Origin of the sequence: Bradyrhizobium sp. WSM2793 (genome assembly GCF_000379585.1) — a bacterium.
GTDB lineage: Bacteria > Pseudomonadota > Alphaproteobacteria > Rhizobiales > Xanthobacteraceae > Bradyrhizobium.
On record NZ_KB902792.1, the window covers coordinates 66,861 to 85,071 of the forward strand.

The window sequence follows — 18,211 nt, forward strand, 5'->3', positions numbered from 1 at the left end:
CTCCGAGGGGCTCTCCTTTCGACCTGCACGGACCATGTTTGGTTTGAAATGTCACAATCCGCCTCTAGTGCTTCTTAGCTCTGCAGTACCCAACACACGCCTCACCAAATGTTTTGAACAGTTGCTTGCTGAGGAGATCGGTTGAGACGTGCCATTCGGGGTGCCATTGCACGCCGATTTGCAGTGTCGGCGCGCCAATGACCGAAGCCGCCTCGACCAGGCCGTCAGGCGCCCACGCCTCCCGCCTCAGCGCCGGGGCAAGCGCCTCGATGCCTTGATTGTGCAGCGAGTTGACTTGCGCTTCAATCGTCCGCGCGATTGGGAAGAGCGCGCCATCGGAACATATCCTGACGCTGTGCGCGGCGTCATACTGACGGTCTCTTGGACGATCTGGCTTCTCGGCATGCATCGCGCCACTTTCCGGCCTCCACTCCGCAAGCGATGGGCGGAGTGTACCGCCGAAATAGACGTTGAGTTCCTGAAGCCCACGGCAAATGCCGAGAATAGGCATTCCGAGCGCGATGGCGCTCTCTATGGTTACGGCAGAGAGCCTGTCGCGCGGACGATCAAGGATCCCAACCTCAACGTCCTGCCGATCAACCTCCGTCAAGGACGACGGCGCTCTCAGGACGGAGGGGTCGATGTTCGATTCATCACCAGTCAACACCAGGCCGTCGAGCCGGCCTATGATCGCCGGGGCGACCTCCTCCCTCGCATCTTCCGCGTCGACCGTCGGCAATATCACGCACGCCACTCCCGCATGACGATGGAGTGCCTGCACGTACTTGCGCCGCAACCAGTCGCGATGCACACCATCCACCAATAGACGGTTCGAAGTGACGCCGACCACGGCTCGGGCGCGCTCTGGCCGTAGCAACGTCACGCCACCTGCCCTCGCGTGCGAACTTCGGCAACGGACTGCTCGTACAACCGTCGATTTCGCTCTTTCAACTGAGTTATGACGCTAGGTTGACCTTGGGGTCCCTTGACAAAGAGCCCGCCCCAGGTCTCGGCAACCTTCGCGTAGTTCGGATCCTGCATTCGGATTTTCTGAGCTTTGCGCAACAGCCAAAACGGGATACCCGGCGAAAGGTGATGCTCGAGGTGGTACTCATCCAGATTCTGTCCGAGGATGGCCCGCTCAAGGAAACTTCCTTTCCGATTCCTGGTGAGATAGACGTTCTGCGTCTCGGTTTCGCACATAGGTGAGTGCTCGGCGAGCTCGATAAACCAGCCGAGGACCTGAAACGTGGTGAGATAGGGCACGATCCAAAATAGGACGACGATATGGAGCAGCCCAAGAGCATATGACCCGGCCAGGATGCTGATCCAGAAGAGATAGAAGCCATACTTGTCGATAAGTATGCCTGAGCGGCTCTGATCCTCGGCGTCTGTGATCGAAAACCGATTGGTCCAAAGATACCTCAGATACGCCACTGTCGCGCCGCCGAAGATCGGCTTCCAGATCATGTTGAAAGCGTACCGCTCCGGAGGCTGCACGTCGTAAACGCCGCTGGCCAGGAAGAACTTGAGGTCGGGATCCTTGTCCGGGTCCCCAAGATAGGGATGATGCAAATAGACGTGCGAAATCCGGTAGGCCCAGTGGCGCTGGAACAAGGGATAGGAAGCGAACAGAATGCCGAGGACGTAGTTCCAGGTCGTGTTCTTCGCGAGCGTGCGGTGAGCCGCATCATGGGCGATGGTTGTCAATCCGCGCTGATAGGCACCAATCAGAAGAACGGCCAGCGGGTAGAGCCACCATGAGACCGACACGGTCGCGAGCGTGCACGCTGCGATGACAGCGTAATCTTTGGCAATATAGGCCGCTCCCGTGATGTTGTCCGGCCTCAGCTCGGAGAGCTGCTTATTGACCTCCCGGCTGAATTGAACGGCCTCATAGCGTGATGACCTCAGTTTCCAAGCGTCTGCCTGATTCATGAGAACCTCTTCCTGATCGCCTTGCTGGTTGTCAGATTGCGGAAAGCGCCTTGTCCAGATCGCGTACGATGTCGCCGACATCTTCGATGCCGACGCAAAGTCGGATCGAGCCGCCATATATGCCGGCGGCTTCGCGCTTTTCCCGCGGGACGGTGGTGTGAGTCGTCGAGACAGGATGAGTCACGAGCGTTCGGGCATCGCCTACATTCGAAACGTGATACATCAAGTCGACGTTCTGGATGAACTTGCGCCCGGCCTGCTCGTCCTCCACTTCGAACATGACCATCGCCCCGTGTCCGTATGCGGTATTGAGTGTCTGTTCGACGGTTTCCCGATCGGCGCCTTCAAAGAGCCCCGGGTAGAAGACACGGCGCACTTTAGGGTGCTCCTTGAGAACGTCGGCCACGATCCTGGCATTCGCGCAGTGCTGCTTCATGCGAAGGGGCAGCGTTTCAAGCCCTTGGATCAGTTGAAAGCTCGCAAACGGGGCGATGGCCGCGCCTGTATCGCGCAACCAGGTCATGCGAGCCTTGAGCAAAAACTCGCTCTTTCCAAGATCGTCGACATCGCGCACCGCGTTATGCCAGACAATTCCGCCATGCGCATCGTCGGGACGGTTGAACAAGGGAAAGCGAGAGGCTTTCCGGTAGCTAAACTCGCCGTTGTCAACGATCAGTCCGCCAAGCGTCGTGCCATGGCCGCATATATATTTCGTTGCGGAGTACGTCGTAATCGCAGCGCCGAGATCTGACGGCCGGCATACCAGTGGCGTCGTCGTATTGTCCACGACCAAAGGCACACCGTACTTTCGGCCGATCTCCGCCAGCTGCTTGACGGGGAGTGGAATCAGACAGGGATTCGAAATCACCTCTCCGAACAGGCATATCGTGCGATCATCAATGGCACGTTCGAACGTCTCGGGCCTTCGAGGATCTGCCGTCCTCACGCTGATCCCAAGACGCTTTAATGTGTTGTGGAGCAGGTTCCAGGTATTGCCATATAGATAGGGAGAGGCGACGACATTGTCCCCCACTTCGCCACTTGACAGGTTGACGATAGCCAGGAACGTCGCCGCTTGACCTGACGCAACGGCGAGCGAGTCGCTGCCCATATCGACGGCGGCGTAGCGCTTTTCCAGCGCGCGGGTCGTCGGATTGATTATCCTCGTGTAGGTGAACCCATCGGCCTTGACGTTGTAGACGTCAGCAATGTGGTTTAGATCGCCATCGAGTTCATAAGCCGTATTCTGGTAAATCGGCACTGCGACGGCTTTCGTCACCGGGTCGCGTCGATAGCCCGCATGCAGAACAGCAGTCTCCGCGGAAAACGGTAGCTGCGGGTCCCCGGCCGCTCGACCCGGCATCTTTACGCGAGCCCCGCATGCCTCATGGCTCGACATCGGCCTTGCTGACCGAGCCTGACCGGACCGGAAATATGTACGAAAAGCGCACCCCAACTGCTCGATCCAGCTGGATTGGATTTCCCCAATGCAACCGACGCGAAAACTCCGCGTCGGAAGATGCAGCTTCGAGTAGACGTAAAGGTTGTGGGCCGCCAAGTGGCGATACAGCCCATCGAATCCTGCCTGGTCCACGATTCCAGACGGCGCACTGAACGCGACGCAGACCGGCGACTGCAAGTCCGGGGACAGCAGCGGAGACACCACTCCTTCGAGTTCTTTGACGAGATCGTCCCTGACCTTCTCGTACCTGCAGCGCCTGGCATCGATGCCCTCCTCGTGCAGAATCTTCAAGGCCTTTGTCGTTGCCTGAACGATGTGGGTGGGAGGGGTCGATCGCCACTCACCCGTGCGCTCGAGCGAGAGCCATTGATCTCTCACGTCGAGCACAAACGACCTCGGTTCTTGAACCGCATTCTCCAGCAGCTCGCGAGACGCGATGACAAACGCCACTCCGGGCGGCCCTTCTATGCACTTGTTGCTCGAGGTGACCAGGACGTCAGGTCCACGCTGGCTCAGATCGATATTAAGGGCGCCGAAAGAACTCATCCCATCGATGATGGTCTTTATGCCACGTCGCCTCGCCTCCTCCACGATCGCGTCCAGCGGATTGACGATTCCGGTTGTCGTCTCACAATGCACGAAACATAGGTGCGTAACGCCAGGATTTCGGCTCAGATGCTCGCCAATTTCTTGAGGATCCAAAGGATCGGTCGCTCGCTTGACAAGCCTCAGTGCTTCGACGCCCCACAGCCGCAAAATTTGTAAAATGCGCTCGCCATAGATGCCGTTTATGCAAACGAGCGGCCTGTGGGCTCGGGACACAAATGAAGAGAGAGCAGCTTCCATTGCAAAGGAGCCGCCTCCCTGAATAGGCACCACCGAATAGTCGTCAGCATTTCCCAGCAAATTGAGCATCAGCCGCCTCATGCAGGCGGTCACTTCCTTGAACTCGCAATCGCGCGATGCGAGATCAAGCTGCATGTGGCTCCTGACCGCCAGCGATAACGACAATGGACCAGGCGTCAGCAAAGAGCGCTGTCTTGTCAAGACCATTCCTCCTCAAGTTGTATTCGTCAATGGATCTGGAGTACGCCCAACCTACCAGGGAGCCCCTGTGGTGAGCGTCGACTTCCTGGGTTCAACAGCTTCGAGTCAAACGCCATGGATCGCCGGCGCGTTTCGGGTCGCTGTCCGAAAACCCTGTCGGAGGGCAACCTCCATATCTCATCCCAGATGCAGAACGAACTTTCACAAAGCTCCTCACTAATACCATTCAGACCTCCCAGAAATTGGCTTTGCCACCGCGCTCTCGAACGCAATTGGCGCCGACGCGCGATCTCATCCAGCCATCACGCATGCGCAGGCTTGAGCGCGGTCGCCTTCTTGCGTCACGAAGCGTCAGGTCGGCCGACCGACTTACGTGTGAACCTGCGCCATTCAGGCAAACCTGACGTTAGGAAAACGATTCAGTCGGATCATCGCGCCCGGATGCAGATCAAGGCATGGCACACTTGATGATCATCGGTGGCAGCGGGAGTCTTATGCGTGGGTTTGACACTTGATGCATTCGCACTCCGTCGCGCGTTGAGGGTTTGGGACGCTGATGACTGTCCTTGTCCATATTGAGATCGTACAACTTGACGTTAGGGGCGTTTCAACCCTCTCGCGCGATTTTCTCGCGTGAACTTTTCATGACCTACTCCCATCTGGCGGCGACAAGCCGACGTAGGCAGCAGAATGCGGAGATTCACAGCGAGATAGAATCATTTGCGAGTTCGACATCAGGACTGTCGGCATTCCGCCTGCGAGCGCGCTACCTGCAGGTAAGTGATGGCCCAATCTTCCCGTTCACGTACGATTGCTCGCCAGCCCCAGATGGAGGTACCGAGCTTCTGCCCCAGCCTGCGAGATCCTCCTGGATGCTTGTGCCTGGAAACTGCACGCCCTCGTCGCACATGACTTCCGGTATCACGTCGTTGCGCTTGAATGGAGCGGCCTTGGCAGGCTGTGGTCGAGTCCGGCTTGAAGGCAATTGAGCGACCTTGGATCGCTGGCCGTTTAGCAACGATCAGTTCGACACTTTTCGGCGAGTCGTCGTGAAGCAGAACACGTCGTTCTGCTTTGCTAGGAATACGTCGAGCCGACTCCAGATGAGTGGCACGTGTTCCTCTCTGAAAGCGATCGCTAGGCTGGCAGCATCTCTCGGTTCTGCGCGCCGCTTCGCGGCGAGAACGTCTCACGGATCAATCATCGCCGTGGTGAGCGTGCCGTGGTTGACAGTTGGTCCAAAGCCTGCGCCCCAAGGCGAGCCGGAGGTCTATCACGCCCCGGCACTCAATGAGCGCAAGTACCTCGGCCGTGAGGCGCTCTGGTTCGACGGATCGCATCTCCGAGCCGTTCTGCTCGCGTCGGCTCCTCTGCAGCGCCTGTTCGTTCATGGGAGCTCGCGTTCGACGCGGTGTACCGCGCGGTCGAACGGTTGACGGTTGAGCAGAGCAGATCATCAAGAGATTGTCCTTCGCTTGCAATGGATGAGCTCCCTTGCCTTTTCGGCCGCCCATCGCCGCCTTCATGGCGATCAAGGACGGCAGGCGGAATGGAGCAGAACCCGAAGCGCGGCGGAGGTCCGTAGCGCAGCGCAGGATGGCTAAGGTTCGCGGCTGCTTTGTCTCGCAATGCGAAGGCGCGCCGCGTCGGCAGCCGTGTCCGCCGACGAGCGGCGGGCCAAAAGGAAGCAGGCTTTCCGAAAGCTGGCACGGCCGCGATACAGGAGCGAGTCGTGACCGACTGCTAAGTTCGGATTGGTCAATATACCGGGCAGCAAGCGCCCGCTCGCTGGATGCGGCCAGGCCCGGAAAACCGAGGCCCCACCCTCATACTGCGCGAAAGATCGAAGCCGGCCGAGACGCTGCCTGGCTCGGCTTTATGGGAGCTCGGCGTGTCGCTGGCCGCACGCGTAGCAAGAAGCGCTAAGCGAAATTTAACCTACTGGGAGTCGGACTTCCTCTCTGGCCTTTGTCATCGCGTCGTAGATTCTGATCTGGAGCATGGGACGGCGCTTCTTGAGCTCCTCCGCTCCTGCCCATGCTCCATCTCTGCTCGCGTACTCGGTCTTGAATTGACCATCCACTTCGAGCACGTAACCGGAAGCGGGCAGTCGAGGAGCGGGTGATACCATTTTGTTCCTTTAGAGCGAAAAGTCCGATCGCAGGCCCGCCTGAGCCGAATCGCCTTGGCCGGGCCAGCAGGATATTGTGCGAATCGATGGTGCGATGCGAGGGACATCTAACCATCAACAATTGAGCGCGCCATCAAGACATCCACTACCGCTTCCGCTGAATGCTCTAGGGTCTGTTCCATAGTCCTGAGATGAATCTCCGGTGTTGTTGGTGCTTCGTAGCACGAATCAATCCCGGTGAAGTCCTTGATCTTGCCGGATTTCACCTTTGAATACAGGCCTTTTGGGTCTCGCCGCGCGCATTCCTCGATCGGCGTATCGACAAAGACTTCTATGAACTCTTCCTTGCCAACCAGGCCGCGCACCCTGTCCCGTTCGGCCCTAGAGGGCGAGATGAACGAGCAGATCACGATCAAGCCGCTGTCCGCCATCAACTTGGCAACTTCACCGACACGCCGAATGTTCTCCACGCGGTCCGCCTCCGAGAAGCCGAGGTCCGCGTTTAATCCGTGCCGGAGGTTGTCGCCATCCAGCAGCATGGTATGCCGCGACATCGCAAACAGCTTTTGATCAACCAGGTTGGCAATCGTCGACTTTCCCGCGCCAGACAGGCCAGTGAACCAGATGACGCAAGGCTTCTGATTCTTGAGCGCGGCGCGCTCCCTCCTGTCCACGGACAGCGCTTGCCTAGCAATATTGGTGTCCCGCCGTAGCGGAAAGGCGATCATGCCGGCCCCGACCGTACGATTCGTGTAACGATCGATGAAGATAAATGATCCGGTCTTTCGATTGAGGTCGTAAGGATCGAATACTGCGGGCATTGCGGTCGCAACATCGCAGAAGGCGATCTCGTTGAGGGAAAGCATCCCGGCGGCCAGATGCTCACAAGTGTTGACGTCGATCCGATGCCTAATTGCGGTAATGCTGCCGGTAATCGTCTGCGATCCAATCCGCAGAACGTAATTGCGTCCGGGGGCGAGCGGCTCCTTGTCCATCCAGATCACATAAGCGGCGAACTGGTCGGCGATCTTCGGTCGGTCGTCCGGTCGCGACAGAATGTCGCCACGGCCGATATCGATTTCATCTTCCAGTGTAATGGTAACCGCATCGCCGGCTTCGGCGCCGACAAGGTCGCCATCGTGGGTCACGATCCGCTTGATGCGCGTGGTCCGTCCCGACGCGGCGACAACGATCTCGTCTCCTGCCGAGATCCTCCCGGAAGCCACCGTCCCGGCATAGCCCCGAAAATCCGGGTTTGGGCGGTTCACCCATTGGACCGGAAAGCGGAAAGCCTGGCCTGCGGTGCCGGACGGGATGTCAATGCTCTCCAAATGCTCGAGCAGGCAGGGACCATGATACCAGTTGGCATGAGCGGAGCGGTCCACGACGTTGTCGCCGTAGCGGGCCGAGATCGGGATCGGAACGATCGAGGTGAAGCCGAGACCGGCGGCAAAGGCCAGATAATCACGGGCGATCCGATCGAAGCACTCCTTGTTGTATGCGACAAGATCGATCTTGTTCACTGCCAGCACGACATGACGAATACCGAGCAGCGAACAGATAAAGGAGTGGCGGCGGGTCTGAACCATCACGCCATTGCGGGCATCGATCAGGATGATGGCGAGCTGGGCATGCGAGGCGCCGGTAGCCATATTTCGGGTATACTGCTCGTGACCGGGAGTGTCGGCCACCATGAAGGAACGCCGCGGCGTCGTGAAGAAGCGGTAGGCGACGTCGATCGTGATGCCCTGCTCCCGTTCGGCCTCCAGCCCGTCCACGAGCAGCGCGAAATCGATGTCATTCCCGGTGCTACCGTGCTTGATGCTGTCGCGTTCCAGCACCGTGAGCTGATCGTGGTAGATCATCTTGCTGTCGTGCAGTAATCGGCCGATCAGCGTTGATTTGCCGTCGTCCACCGAGCCACACGTGATGAATCGCAGCTGATCCTTTGTCCTGGCCGGGACCGCTTCCGTTGTCGGCTTTACAAACATCAAAAGTAGCCTTCCCGCTTCTTCTTCTCCATTGAAGCGGCTTCATCGGTATCAATTAGGCGTCCCTGGCGCTCCGACACAGTCGCAGTCTGCATTTCCGCGACGATGTCTTCGATCGCCATCGCATCGGATTCAATAGCCCCGCTCAAAGGATAACATCCAAGCGTGCGAAAGCGGATCATCCGCATTTCCGGCGTCTCGTCGCAGTTAAGCGGCAATCGCTTGTCGTCGATCATGATCGTCGCACCATTTCGACGCACTGTCGGTCTTTGTTTTGCGAAGTAGAGCGGAACGACCGGAATCTTCTCGAGCATGATGTATTCCCACACATCGAGCTCAGTCCAGTTTGACAGCGCAAACACGCGCATGGTTTCGCCCTGGCGGATTCGTGTGTTGAACAGGCTCCAAAGCTCCGGCCGCTGGTTACGGGGGTCCCATACGTGTCCGGCCGAACGGAAGGAGAGTATCCGTTCTTTTGCGCGGCTCTTTTCCTCATCGCGCCGGGCTCCGCCAAAGGCGGCATCAAATCCGTGGAGGTCGAGCGCCTGCTTCAGCGCGTCTGTCTTCATCACCTGGGTATGGAGCGCGGAGCCGGAATCGATCGGATTGATCCCGCGCGCGATGCCCTCCTTGTTGACATGGACGATCAGGTCGAGGCCGAGCCGCTTGGCTGTCGCGTCTCGGAAGCTGATCATCTCGCGGAACTTCCAGGTCGTGTCGACGTGAAGCAGGGGAAAAGGCAATTTTGCCGGATAGAACGCCTTGATCGCAATGTGCAGCATCACGCTTGAGTCTTTTCCGATCGAGTAAAGCATGACCGGCCTTTTGAACTCGGCGACCACATCACGCATGATTTCAATCGATTCAGCTTCGAGACGGCGCAGATGTTTCGGCAGCATATATCTTCTTTTCGATGCAGGATCTCTGTTCTTCGCCGTTCTATGGCTCCAGCCCAGAGTGGGGAATATCCGCGGCGGAAACGGCCGGCCAAGAGGCAGGCTCGTCCATGTGGTCAAGCCCCATTGGACAGCAGACTTGCAGACGCGGCAGCATATCGCACTCCGCCGCTGGTGCGGCCGGCGCCTGCGTCACACCTGATCGGGAGATCAGCTCGTGCGGGTTAAGGATCTTGGCTAAATCAACCAGCGTGTTTTGATCGCAAGCATTCAGATCGCCCTAGGAGATATTGAGGATTTGCTCAAGCCGCGCGACCTCGCCTCGCAACATCTCGATAGCCGCGTCGCGGTTCTCCGAAACGTTCCAAGCAGTGTGGACCGGCTCTCCAGCGTGAGATGGGCCGGATAATGCTCCCGCCTTGGTACTTCGCAAATCCCACCAGGTTCGGAATATCCGACGATAGAGTTCGGTTACCTCCCCTCCCCTATCCAGCACTCCGGCTTTCTGTGCATGCAGCAGTTCCTGCTCATATCCGAGTTCTAGCAAAAGCTCAGCGCCGACCAAATCAGTCACGGTTTGCATCTCTTCGACGCTCAATTGAGATTGCCATGACTTGACAGAGCTTTCGTCGACGGCGTTTCGTTCCAGGATTTTTCGATCACCAAAGCTGCTGGATCGAAGATAATCTGCTTGTCTCATCCCACCCGATGCGACGGCCGCTGGGTCACAGCCGAGCCCCGTCAACAGACGCCGGATTTCCTCGTCCGGATGCGCCACGAGCAGTTCGTATTGCACGAACTGTGTCTGGGGGCGAGTGCGGTGCGCGGCGAGCTTGGGAAGGCCCAGAACCAAATCGGCGAGTGAAGTTATGATGACGTCGGGCAGACGGAGCATGAGATCGACGAGACTGGATACGCTAACCGAATGCGAGCTTTCTGTCCGCAGTGGGATGCCCCACGTCGATTTCAGTGAAGCGGCGATGGCATAGGGATTGCGCATCAGAAGGATGTGTGCCGCGTCTGGATAGACAGATTCAAGAAACTCAAGCACCGTCCAATAACGTGGTGTCTTGTCTATGATGATGCGCTTGCCCGCTTCTGCCAGATACTGATCGTATGCTGTATCGGCAAAAGCGCGGCTGACGATCGTGCGATCTATCCGCCCCAGGAATTCGGAGGTCGCGGCCTTAATCAGTGAGCTGCCCGCCGGGTGACGCTGATCCAGCCTGCCAAATGCTTCAAGCGCCAACATCAACCAGGGTTCAGGCGGAGCCACGATGTCTGGGTGGTGCTGGAGCAAGTGCGCCAGGAGTGTCGTTCCGGATCGCGGAAGACCGAGGAGAAAGCACACCGCAGGCGAACGGCCAAAACGTCCGCTCATCGTTCAGACCCTCGTGCTTGAAAAGCGAACCTCGTCCCCGCTCGTTCGATCGAGCCAAATAAAGCCAACCGCGAGATATCTTGGGGCCGACTGCTTGCGTACCAAGCGTCAATACGACAAGAATCTTTCCTGCCACTCATGATGTGAGATCCGTTCAGTTTGATCGATTGGGCGGATCACAGAAAGGTTCGACACCGGCAATCGCGCCCCGGTTGCTCGACAGCTGAGCCCAAGTCAAGGGCCAACTCAATCGCACGAAGATTGCCTGCGGATATGGGAAGGTTGGAAAGAACTATACGGAGGTTTACCGGATAACCGTCCGCGGCAGATGGAACGTTGCTACCTATAATCGGCACGTTGCTGTGCGCCATTTAAAACGTAAATGCGACATGCACCTCGCTGATGCTCGGCGTACACCAAAGAAATTCGGCTAAGGCGAGCGGGGCAAAGAAGCAGATCATATCGCGGACATCTCACTTGGCAGGGCGCATCAATCTTGTCAGCGCGTATTGATCCGACGCAACTTTCCCTGAATGCTGCCGTGGCCCGTCAAGACACTGAGCCATAGCTCCGGCCAGCCTGTTTTTCGCAAGCCCGTCCCTCCGAATAGACCAAGTATTTGATTTAGCTGTTCTTGCAGCGTTGTTCCTCCCTATTCGGCGCTAGGCAGGCTTGTCAAGGATGGAACCTGACCTAAGATGCCGCCGGATTTACCTGATCCAGCAAGCGCGCTTGGCCGCATCTCTACTGACGGAGATGAGATTGTCCGGCCGTTCATGTGGGAGACCAGATTGATCAATGCGTGTCTCGAAGAACTTGCCAAATTCTGCCAATGTGCCGGGCATCTGGGCCACGATGGACGATCCTGATGGCGGTAGCCTATTTAGGCAAAGAAAAAGGGTGTACTGCTCAACCTGGTGTCACGATCGATGCACGTCGACCCTTCCTTCGTGAGCACCCACTATAAAGCTGCTAGAGAAAAACGTTTCCTGCGGCGCAAGTCCTCCGCAAGCGATGCCCGGATCGTGCAGATGTCGCTGACGGCCAAAACGCGCAAGCATCTCGCGACTTTGGCGCCACGACAGAAAGCGCGGGATGAGCTCGCTTTTGATGAATTCGATGTTGACCGATCCAGCGAGTTCATTGCCAAGCTTGTTACAGAAGCTCGCTAACCATGTCCAGTCTGCCATCCTTCGAGTATTTCTTGAAGCAGCGCGGTCGCAGGTGGTTGTGGTCCGTTCACAACGCCGAGGGCGCGCAGCTGAATAAGCTGCTGGCCGAACGGATGCTAGATTCGGCCCCAACGGGAGTTCGTCTGAGAGTGATCAGCTTCTCGAAAGCTAACGCGCCTCGGACTGGGCGTTGTGGCCCCATCGCATCCGTGCCGGGACCGAGTGTTTCGGGTTTTATCTTCGAGACAGGGCTATGGCTAAGACTATGTCTTCACTCGCGATCATACATCGCAAGCGGCCGTCGAAACGATCAAAGATGAGGAGGCGTTGGAGCCCGTTCCGCGACATTGAAGGCCATCCAGCACGTGCCTGAAAAACTCTCTCAGCGCGGATCGGCAAAGCTAATGTGCGATACAAAGTTTGTATGGCCATGGATGGCGGCCCGCGAGCCGCCCTCCCGCGCCAGTAGCCAGCGTTGCTCAAAATTACCGCTGGTGTCCGAGTCCGATTCCGAGATTTAAGGCCTTCTGGCGTAGCGCACCGACGCTGCGTTTGGTCATTTTTGCTATTTTTATGACCGGGGTCCGAGACTTCGAATGGACTTTGAGCTCTTTGATATCTGCCTTCGTCCACTCGCGCCGCTTAACGCGTTTCTTGGTTGCTTTTTTCACGATGAATGCTCCTTTTGAGAGGAGCGGCTTGTAACATAGTTTTTTCGGAACGACGACCGTAAAAAAAGAGACAATCATAGGAACTCGCGCCAGGGTATAAGCTCGGTCATGCTTTCGGAAGACAAGGCGTCTGGACTAGTGCAGCTGTGGAATTGTAAACTTCGTACAGACGCCGTGTTGAGAGGCTTCGTTATAATTGAATGCCCCCCAATCGACGCTTTTCTATTGAAGCCAAGCACGTAGACTAACATGTTCTGGGATGAGCAAGCCAATCGCGATGAACTTGAACACCTGCAACTCGGGGAGGTTCGTGATTTGTATTAAGCCTAGAGCGATCAAACACGAGGCACTGTGAGACATCGTGGCGATCTCTTACTATGGTCGCCTTATGACGATGCGCTGCGTTATCTAGACGCCAGATCGGTCTCGTCCGTCGTCCGGGCTCGGCTCAACACTTCGAGGGGCAAAGCGTGGCCGGATGAACAGCTTTCACTTCTTTTAAAGAAGGACAGAGAACGGAAAACGTTGTGGTTTCAGCGTGCGCTATGTTTTCTTAGAGGAGGCGGCCGACGTGAAGAGCACGGGCCACGCTTCAGCTTGATCGCACGCTCTTCGTCCAATTCGCTTTCGGTGTGATGTATCCAATTTCGCGTAGACCGCGGCGGCCCCTTGATGGTCCTCGACTCGAGCGAGCCGGTTGTCGGTGAGGTTCACGCGTGCCGAGGTCACATCCGGAATGCTCGAAGATTGCGCTCGATCTTCCGCATGCCCCCGCGCAATTGATGCCCTCCGCTCCAACCTCAAGATCATCATGCCCAATTTCGAGCATAAGATGTTTGCTGAAAAAGCAGTAGGACAAGCCTTCGAGATGACATGCTGAGGCCATATCGCTGGCTTCATAAGGAAGCCAGACCCCAGGTCAGAACGCCAGAGGCGGTCAGAGCGCTGAAGGACCGGGCAGAGTCCCTCGCCAGGCGACGTCGTCAACCAATACGCAAGTTCTCCGCACGGATTTTGCCTGAACGATCGGCTTCATGTCGTAACTGACCCGGCCGCCTTCCGCGAAACTGGTGTAGCCGACCTTCTCGACCGCGCCGATGTGCACGAAGACATCAGCTCCTCCATCCTCAGGTTGGATGAAGCCATATCCCTTGGTCGCATTGAACCAGTTCACCGTACCCATTGCCGCTGCATGATCTCCGAACTGAACTTGCGCGATCTAATCGGAGTACGTCGCCATGAGCAAGGGATTGGGCGGCAAGCCCTCACGCCAATAGCCCTTTGCGCAGGCTCAATCGCTTGTCTCCCGCTCAACCTGACCTTGCATAGCACCCCGATCTAGCTGTTCGAGCGTCTCAAGAAACTTCCTTCCCTCCTCGGTGATAATCCAGCACCCGGCCTCTCGCTCGATCAGCCTTTGGCCGAAAATATCGAGTTGGGGCGCGCGGCTCGCGATGCGCTTCATACGCGCCGGCCACTCTGAGCCGCTGCTATAATAGATGGCCAAATGCTGTTTAACGACTTCGATGCTCGCCCGTCCGTGCGGCTGGCCGGCAAGTATCTTCAGTATGGACAGCTGAAAACTCACGCGCGCTCGCCATCGACTCAAGGAAAAGCTCCATAATACTTATCCTGAGGGAAGCCGCAGCGCCGTGCGCCGCTTTTCAAAAGAAACCTTGCTCCTTAAGCCTAATGAAGCAGGATCCCCATCTGCCGTCGACGCGGTAAGCAAGTTTCTCGACCGCATCGGCGACATCCTGCCCAGAGTGTTTCGAAGAATGGCTCAGCGTGGATAGCCGCGTTGGCTACGCGTGTGACGAAGTCTCAACCGCCGCCTTCGACCGATTTGAGATCAAACTACGTCGGTGGTAACCGCGCTGTTGCACATCTTGGCGAATGACATCGCTCACTGAACGCACCCCCCGCTTCTTTCGCTTCCAATTGCCGTCCAATCCCGCGGGGATCGCAAAGCCTCGCGGAACGACCAAAAGATCGTGTCTTCCGTTCAAATAAATATCGAACATGACGTCCCTCGTTTGACACGAGCGTAGATCGCCGGTTCATCCATTTGGTGACATCGAAGCAACAGTGGCGTTTAAAGACTGCCGCCCCTTCCTTTTCACCAATGTCGCAAGGAACACAACGGGATAGATGACCCAGACGATGGTGAGCCAGAGATCGGCGTACCACTTCGGCTCGGCGTATTCCTTCGACTGGGTGGCGCCGAACAGATAGCCGGTGCCCGCGACCAAAACAAAAAAATTGACACACACCATAGCCGACGACCACTAACCACGGCGATCGCCGGTCAGTCGCGTGCGGCAAGTCTTCTGCACGACGTAGAACGAGGTCGCGATATGCACGTTGCCGCCGAGCGCAAAGATCATAGCCGACGTATGCAGCGGGCGGAGTCGCCCGAAGCTCGTCCAGGACAAACCGAAATCAGTGCAGGCCAAGCAAGCTGTGACGCGATAGAAGACCGATGGAAAACCCAGCGATGCCACATCGCCAGGCGAATTTGATCGGACCGAGTTGTAGCTCGGCCGACCGTTCATCTGCGCCAGCAGCAGTCGCGCCCGCCGTTCATAGTGGCGATTGAGGATGACGGCGGCGGCGGCCAGACTGGCGGCGAAAGCCAGCAATGCGCAGAAGGTAAACGCCGGATCGTGTCCCACCGCTCCGGCAAAGAAGCAAACGTAGGCAGAAACAACGAATACAGACATCAGGCCTGCTTCACCCATGTCGTGGATCTCGAGGCGGCGATGGGCTTGTCCTGTATTGGCCTTCTTTGAAATGAGGCTTGCTCAGGAGTCAAGATCTTCGGCGAGGAACTGATTGAGCGCGATCGATCGCGAAAGCGCAGCGGGAGGATATCTCACGACCGCGCCGCAGGCCTGTTCGTTTGGGCAGTCTTTGAGCGGATTGCATGGTTCTGCCTCTCGAGGTCGGCGGCGCAGCGGGTCTTGGCCTGACACAGGCCGCACACCCGCTGCCTCGCGCAAAACGCCTCCTTGGCAGCAGCAAGCGCATTCTCGGAAAAACCGGCAAGTGAGAGGCGCTTGCTTAAGGCTTCAGGAGAGCCCGGTCTTTGCGCCATGGTTAGAAAGGCGGATGTGGACAGATTAAGCTCACGTGCGATCGCATCGATGTCCTGCAGGCTCAAGTGAGTCGGTTCGGATTTCCGGGACGGCTCGCGCGTAACCGGCTGAGGAGATTCCTAAACCGACAAGGGCATCGATATGTGCAGATTGGCCAAACATGCATACTTTTCGAAAAAGCCATAGCTGCAGGAGGCAGACTTGTTTTTGACATCAATCAAATAAGACCGATTTGTGGGAACAAATCCTTCGATCCGGATGGCGCGCCGGTACGACGCTTGGCGGAGCGCTGCAGAGCCAGTTGAACGGCAGGCCGGCAAACCGTCCAGCGAGGTCCGCTTAGGTGTCGTGAGACAACATGTCGCCTGCCGAATTGACGACAGCGTCACGAGTTGTTCTCTCGAATCGACGGTCGGCACGACGCTGTCCGGGATCGCGCCTAGATTCTTGGATTGACTCACAGTTCAATTCGCAGACTTCCCTGGCCACACTCAAGCTAACCACCCCATGCCGGCGGCAATGCAGGCGGGGTTCGAAGTTCGATCACATCGGCGAAGACTGTCCAATCGCGGACACTCTTTTGCTTGCAGAAATCGGTCTCCGCCTGCTGTGCAGCAGCACTCAGCGAGGCGGCATCGATCTTGAACGCTGCCTGACAGGCACGATGCTCGTGGCCGGTATCGTCACAAACGGTCTTAATGAACCGAACGTTAAATGAAGGCATGGCACCGTCTTCCTGGGGGTTGCTTATCCGCCATTCTGCCATTCGCGCCACAAGAGTATTTGATCTGCCTCAAGCAGCATCCCCAGGAGGTTGTCCGCTCCTCGGAGATGCGGTCGAGACTTGGGCGGCGCGGCTCGAGCGCTCCTGTTGTCCCGCAGCCCCCGCAATCGCTAGCTGTCCGGCTTGCGGACCGCACTCTGTTTTGAGCCGAGCGACAGCGCCTTCTGGTCTGCTCATGCCTTCGACCAACAAAATTGAGTCGATGATCGAGGAATGTCTTAAATCGACGATTGAGAGCAGAATGCGCCGTCACGCCCGAGATGCGGGCTATTGATCTCTATCGATCCCATACTCAACCGCTGGCAATGGAATCTTGAGAGGCCGCGAACATTGCACGCGATACGTCGTGGTCTCACGAGGCATTGCCGCAAACACCGGGTCGTTGGCCAATCACCGCAAAGCCATTTCTGACGCGCGCCGTCGGCCGGGCGCTATTGACGGCGAGACCTACGCGCACGTGATCCTGGGTCAATGAGGCAAACCGCCCCGATCTCGCTCCTGACGGTCCACCCTGCCACCGCGACAGCAAAGCCGATGATCAGGCTTGTCGCAGTCAGCCAACGTTTCGATAAGCCAAGGTTCAGGACTTCAGCGCCAAAGCCTATGGCTCGATCAGCGCCGGCAAGGCTACCGACAATGCGAGGCGAGCGATCAATTGACCATCTGCTTGCCGGCCGATCACAGCATTGAGGACGAATGCTGTCGTGGCCCATTCGCGTGCGGTGCGCCTCATCAACCCGGCTACACGCTGGCGTGTTGCGGACCAACGCGAGTCCCTGGCGGATCGCCCGAATTGGGACATGTCGTCTGCCAACGCGGGCCTGTCCGGCTCACAGCGGCCGCTCGAGCTCGGCCATGCTGGACGCGCACAGCTCCTTTTGACCTGTATCAATACTGCGGCGGTTGCTTACTGATAGAAGTGGTCTTCCAGTCCAAGGTCAGACACATGGCAGACAGAAAGACTTGGCGCCCCATCATCTTTTCATGTCCAGATACCGGCGACCGAGTTCAAGGACTGCTGCCGGACGCACCCGAGCTGCGTGCCGATGACCTGCACGAGATAACCTGCACCGCTTGCGATGGCGTCCACTTCATCGACCTGCGGACCGGCGCGATGATCGGCGCCGAGCGCAGCTCGGCCCATCCGAATGTCGTCAAGCGAACTCCAGCGTCTTCCCGTTCTCGCCTGGGGATGCCGCCCCGCTCGCAAGGGCGCGGCTGACGTTATCACAACCCAATGCCCCACGCTGACGCCGTGGGACAAGGAGATTTCTCATCAACGGAGGATGTTTCGACATGACAGACTACGGCGCCATTTGTCCCGCCGCGGGCCAGATTGCGGGAGCGGCAGTCCAGTTCAACTTCTGCAGAACAGCGATCAATAGCAACCGCCGAGGGCTTGAGCTGATCCAGATCGATTCGACCGAAGCCCCGGAGTTGTTTCGCAGCGCCAATCCTAATATTTCGGTTGGTGAGCGGATCATGCCCCGGCACGATAGGTTCAACGGCGCCACGGCCGATAAAACCCCGGCCGCGGCTGACGTGATCGAGACCACGCGCCGCCTGGGTAATATTGGGCTGAGCCTGTTCGCGCGTCGGCCAAGCGATCTCGTCCGTACTGTTTAGAAGGTTGCCTGAAT

General features: G+C 57.6%; 12 protein-coding genes and 2 pseudogenes. 2 read left to right on the plus strand and 12 right to left on the minus strand.

The features are described from left to right. Positions 1–64: 64 nt before the first annotated feature. The 6 genes from A3AS_RS0125420 to A3AS_RS45525 all read right to left on the minus strand — a co-directional run bounded on the left by A3AS_RS0125420 (position 65) and on the right by A3AS_RS45525 (position 10,846). Positions 65–850 carry a gamma-glutamyl-gamma-aminobutyrate hydrolase family protein gene (locus A3AS_RS0125420; protein WP_245283278.1) on the minus strand — a complete coding sequence of 262 codons (786 nt, stop codon included), beginning with the start codon at positions 848–850 and terminating at the stop codon, positions 65–67. Positions 851–879: 29 nt separating this feature from the next. Beyond that, positions 880–1,938, minus strand: coding sequence for a dhydrorhizobitoxine desaturase (gene rtxC, locus A3AS_RS0125425; protein WP_026202344.1), 1,059 nt, complete (start codon positions 1,936–1,938; stop codon positions 880–882). 31 nt (positions 1,939–1,969) lie between these two features. Beyond that, positions 1,970–4,381 (minus strand): 2-aminoethylphosphonate--pyruvate transaminase, encoded by a 2,412-nt coding sequence (locus tag A3AS_RS45515; protein ID WP_018320372.1) that lies wholly within the window; start codon positions 4,379–4,381, stop codon positions 1,970–1,972. A gap of 2,304 nt (positions 4,382–6,685) precedes the next feature. Then, positions 6,686–8,569, minus strand: a complete 1,884-nt coding sequence (gene cysN / locus A3AS_RS0125440; protein WP_018320374.1) for a sulfate adenylyltransferase subunit CysN — start codon at positions 8,567–8,569, stop codon at positions 6,686–6,688. Then, positions 8,569–9,525: a sulfate adenylyltransferase subunit CysD gene (cysD, locus tag A3AS_RS0125445; RefSeq protein WP_256375102.1), complete on the minus strand. Its 957-nt coding sequence runs from the start codon at positions 9,523–9,525 to the stop codon at positions 8,569–8,571. The genes cysN and cysD overlap by 1 nt, the downstream gene beginning before the upstream one ends. Positions 9,526–9,745: 220 nt before the next feature. Beyond that, positions 9,746–10,846, minus strand: coding sequence for a sulfotransferase (locus tag A3AS_RS45525; RefSeq protein WP_084674909.1), 1,101 nt, complete (start codon positions 10,844–10,846; stop codon positions 9,746–9,748). 929 nt (positions 10,847–11,775) lie between these two features. Between A3AS_RS45525 and A3AS_RS47590 the strand changes: the two genes are divergently transcribed. Beyond that, a complete protein-coding gene (locus A3AS_RS47590; RefSeq protein WP_157644384.1) occupies positions 11,776–12,018 on the plus strand; it encodes a hypothetical protein in 243 nt (80 codons plus the stop codon). A 485-nt stretch (positions 12,019–12,503) separates the two neighbouring features. Here A3AS_RS47590 and A3AS_RS45530 read toward each other — a convergent pair whose 3' ends face one another. The 6 genes and pseudogenes from A3AS_RS45530 to A3AS_RS47595 form a co-directional block, all read right to left on the minus strand. Further along, positions 12,504–12,689, minus strand: a complete 186-nt coding sequence (locus A3AS_RS45530; protein ID WP_084674911.1) for a hypothetical protein — start codon at positions 12,687–12,689, stop codon at positions 12,504–12,506. 983 nt (positions 12,690–13,672) lie between these two features. Next, positions 13,673–13,872 (minus strand): annotated as a pseudogene (locus A3AS_RS49225) (cold-shock protein). A 108-nt stretch (positions 13,873–13,980) separates the two neighbouring features. Continuing rightward, positions 13,981–14,277: a hypothetical protein gene (locus A3AS_RS43820; RefSeq protein ID WP_245283279.1), complete on the minus strand. Its 297-nt coding sequence runs from the start codon at positions 14,275–14,277 to the stop codon at positions 13,981–13,983. A gap of 523 nt (positions 14,278–14,800) precedes the next feature. Next, a pseudogene (locus A3AS_RS0125485) lies at positions 14,801–15,430 on the minus strand (cbb3-type cytochrome c oxidase subunit I); the annotation flags it as partial. A gap of 853 nt (positions 15,431–16,283) precedes the next feature. After that, positions 16,284–16,511, minus strand: coding sequence for a hypothetical protein (locus tag A3AS_RS45540; protein ID WP_084674912.1), 228 nt, complete (start codon positions 16,509–16,511; stop codon positions 16,284–16,286). Between the two features lie 1,042 nt (positions 16,512–17,553). Further along, the gene (locus tag A3AS_RS47595) at positions 17,554–17,715 is read right to left on the minus strand and encodes a hypothetical protein (RefSeq protein ID WP_018320380.1); all 162 of its coding nucleotides are present in this window, start codon (positions 17,713–17,715) and stop codon (positions 17,554–17,556) included. 152 nt (positions 17,716–17,867) lie between these two features. Between A3AS_RS47595 and A3AS_RS0125500 the strand changes: the two genes are divergently transcribed. Next, positions 17,868–18,197 carry a hypothetical protein gene (locus tag A3AS_RS0125500; protein ID WP_018320381.1) on the plus strand — a complete coding sequence of 110 codons (330 nt, stop codon included), beginning with the start codon at positions 17,868–17,870 and terminating at the stop codon, positions 18,195–18,197. Positions 18,198–18,211: the final 14 nt, after the last annotated feature.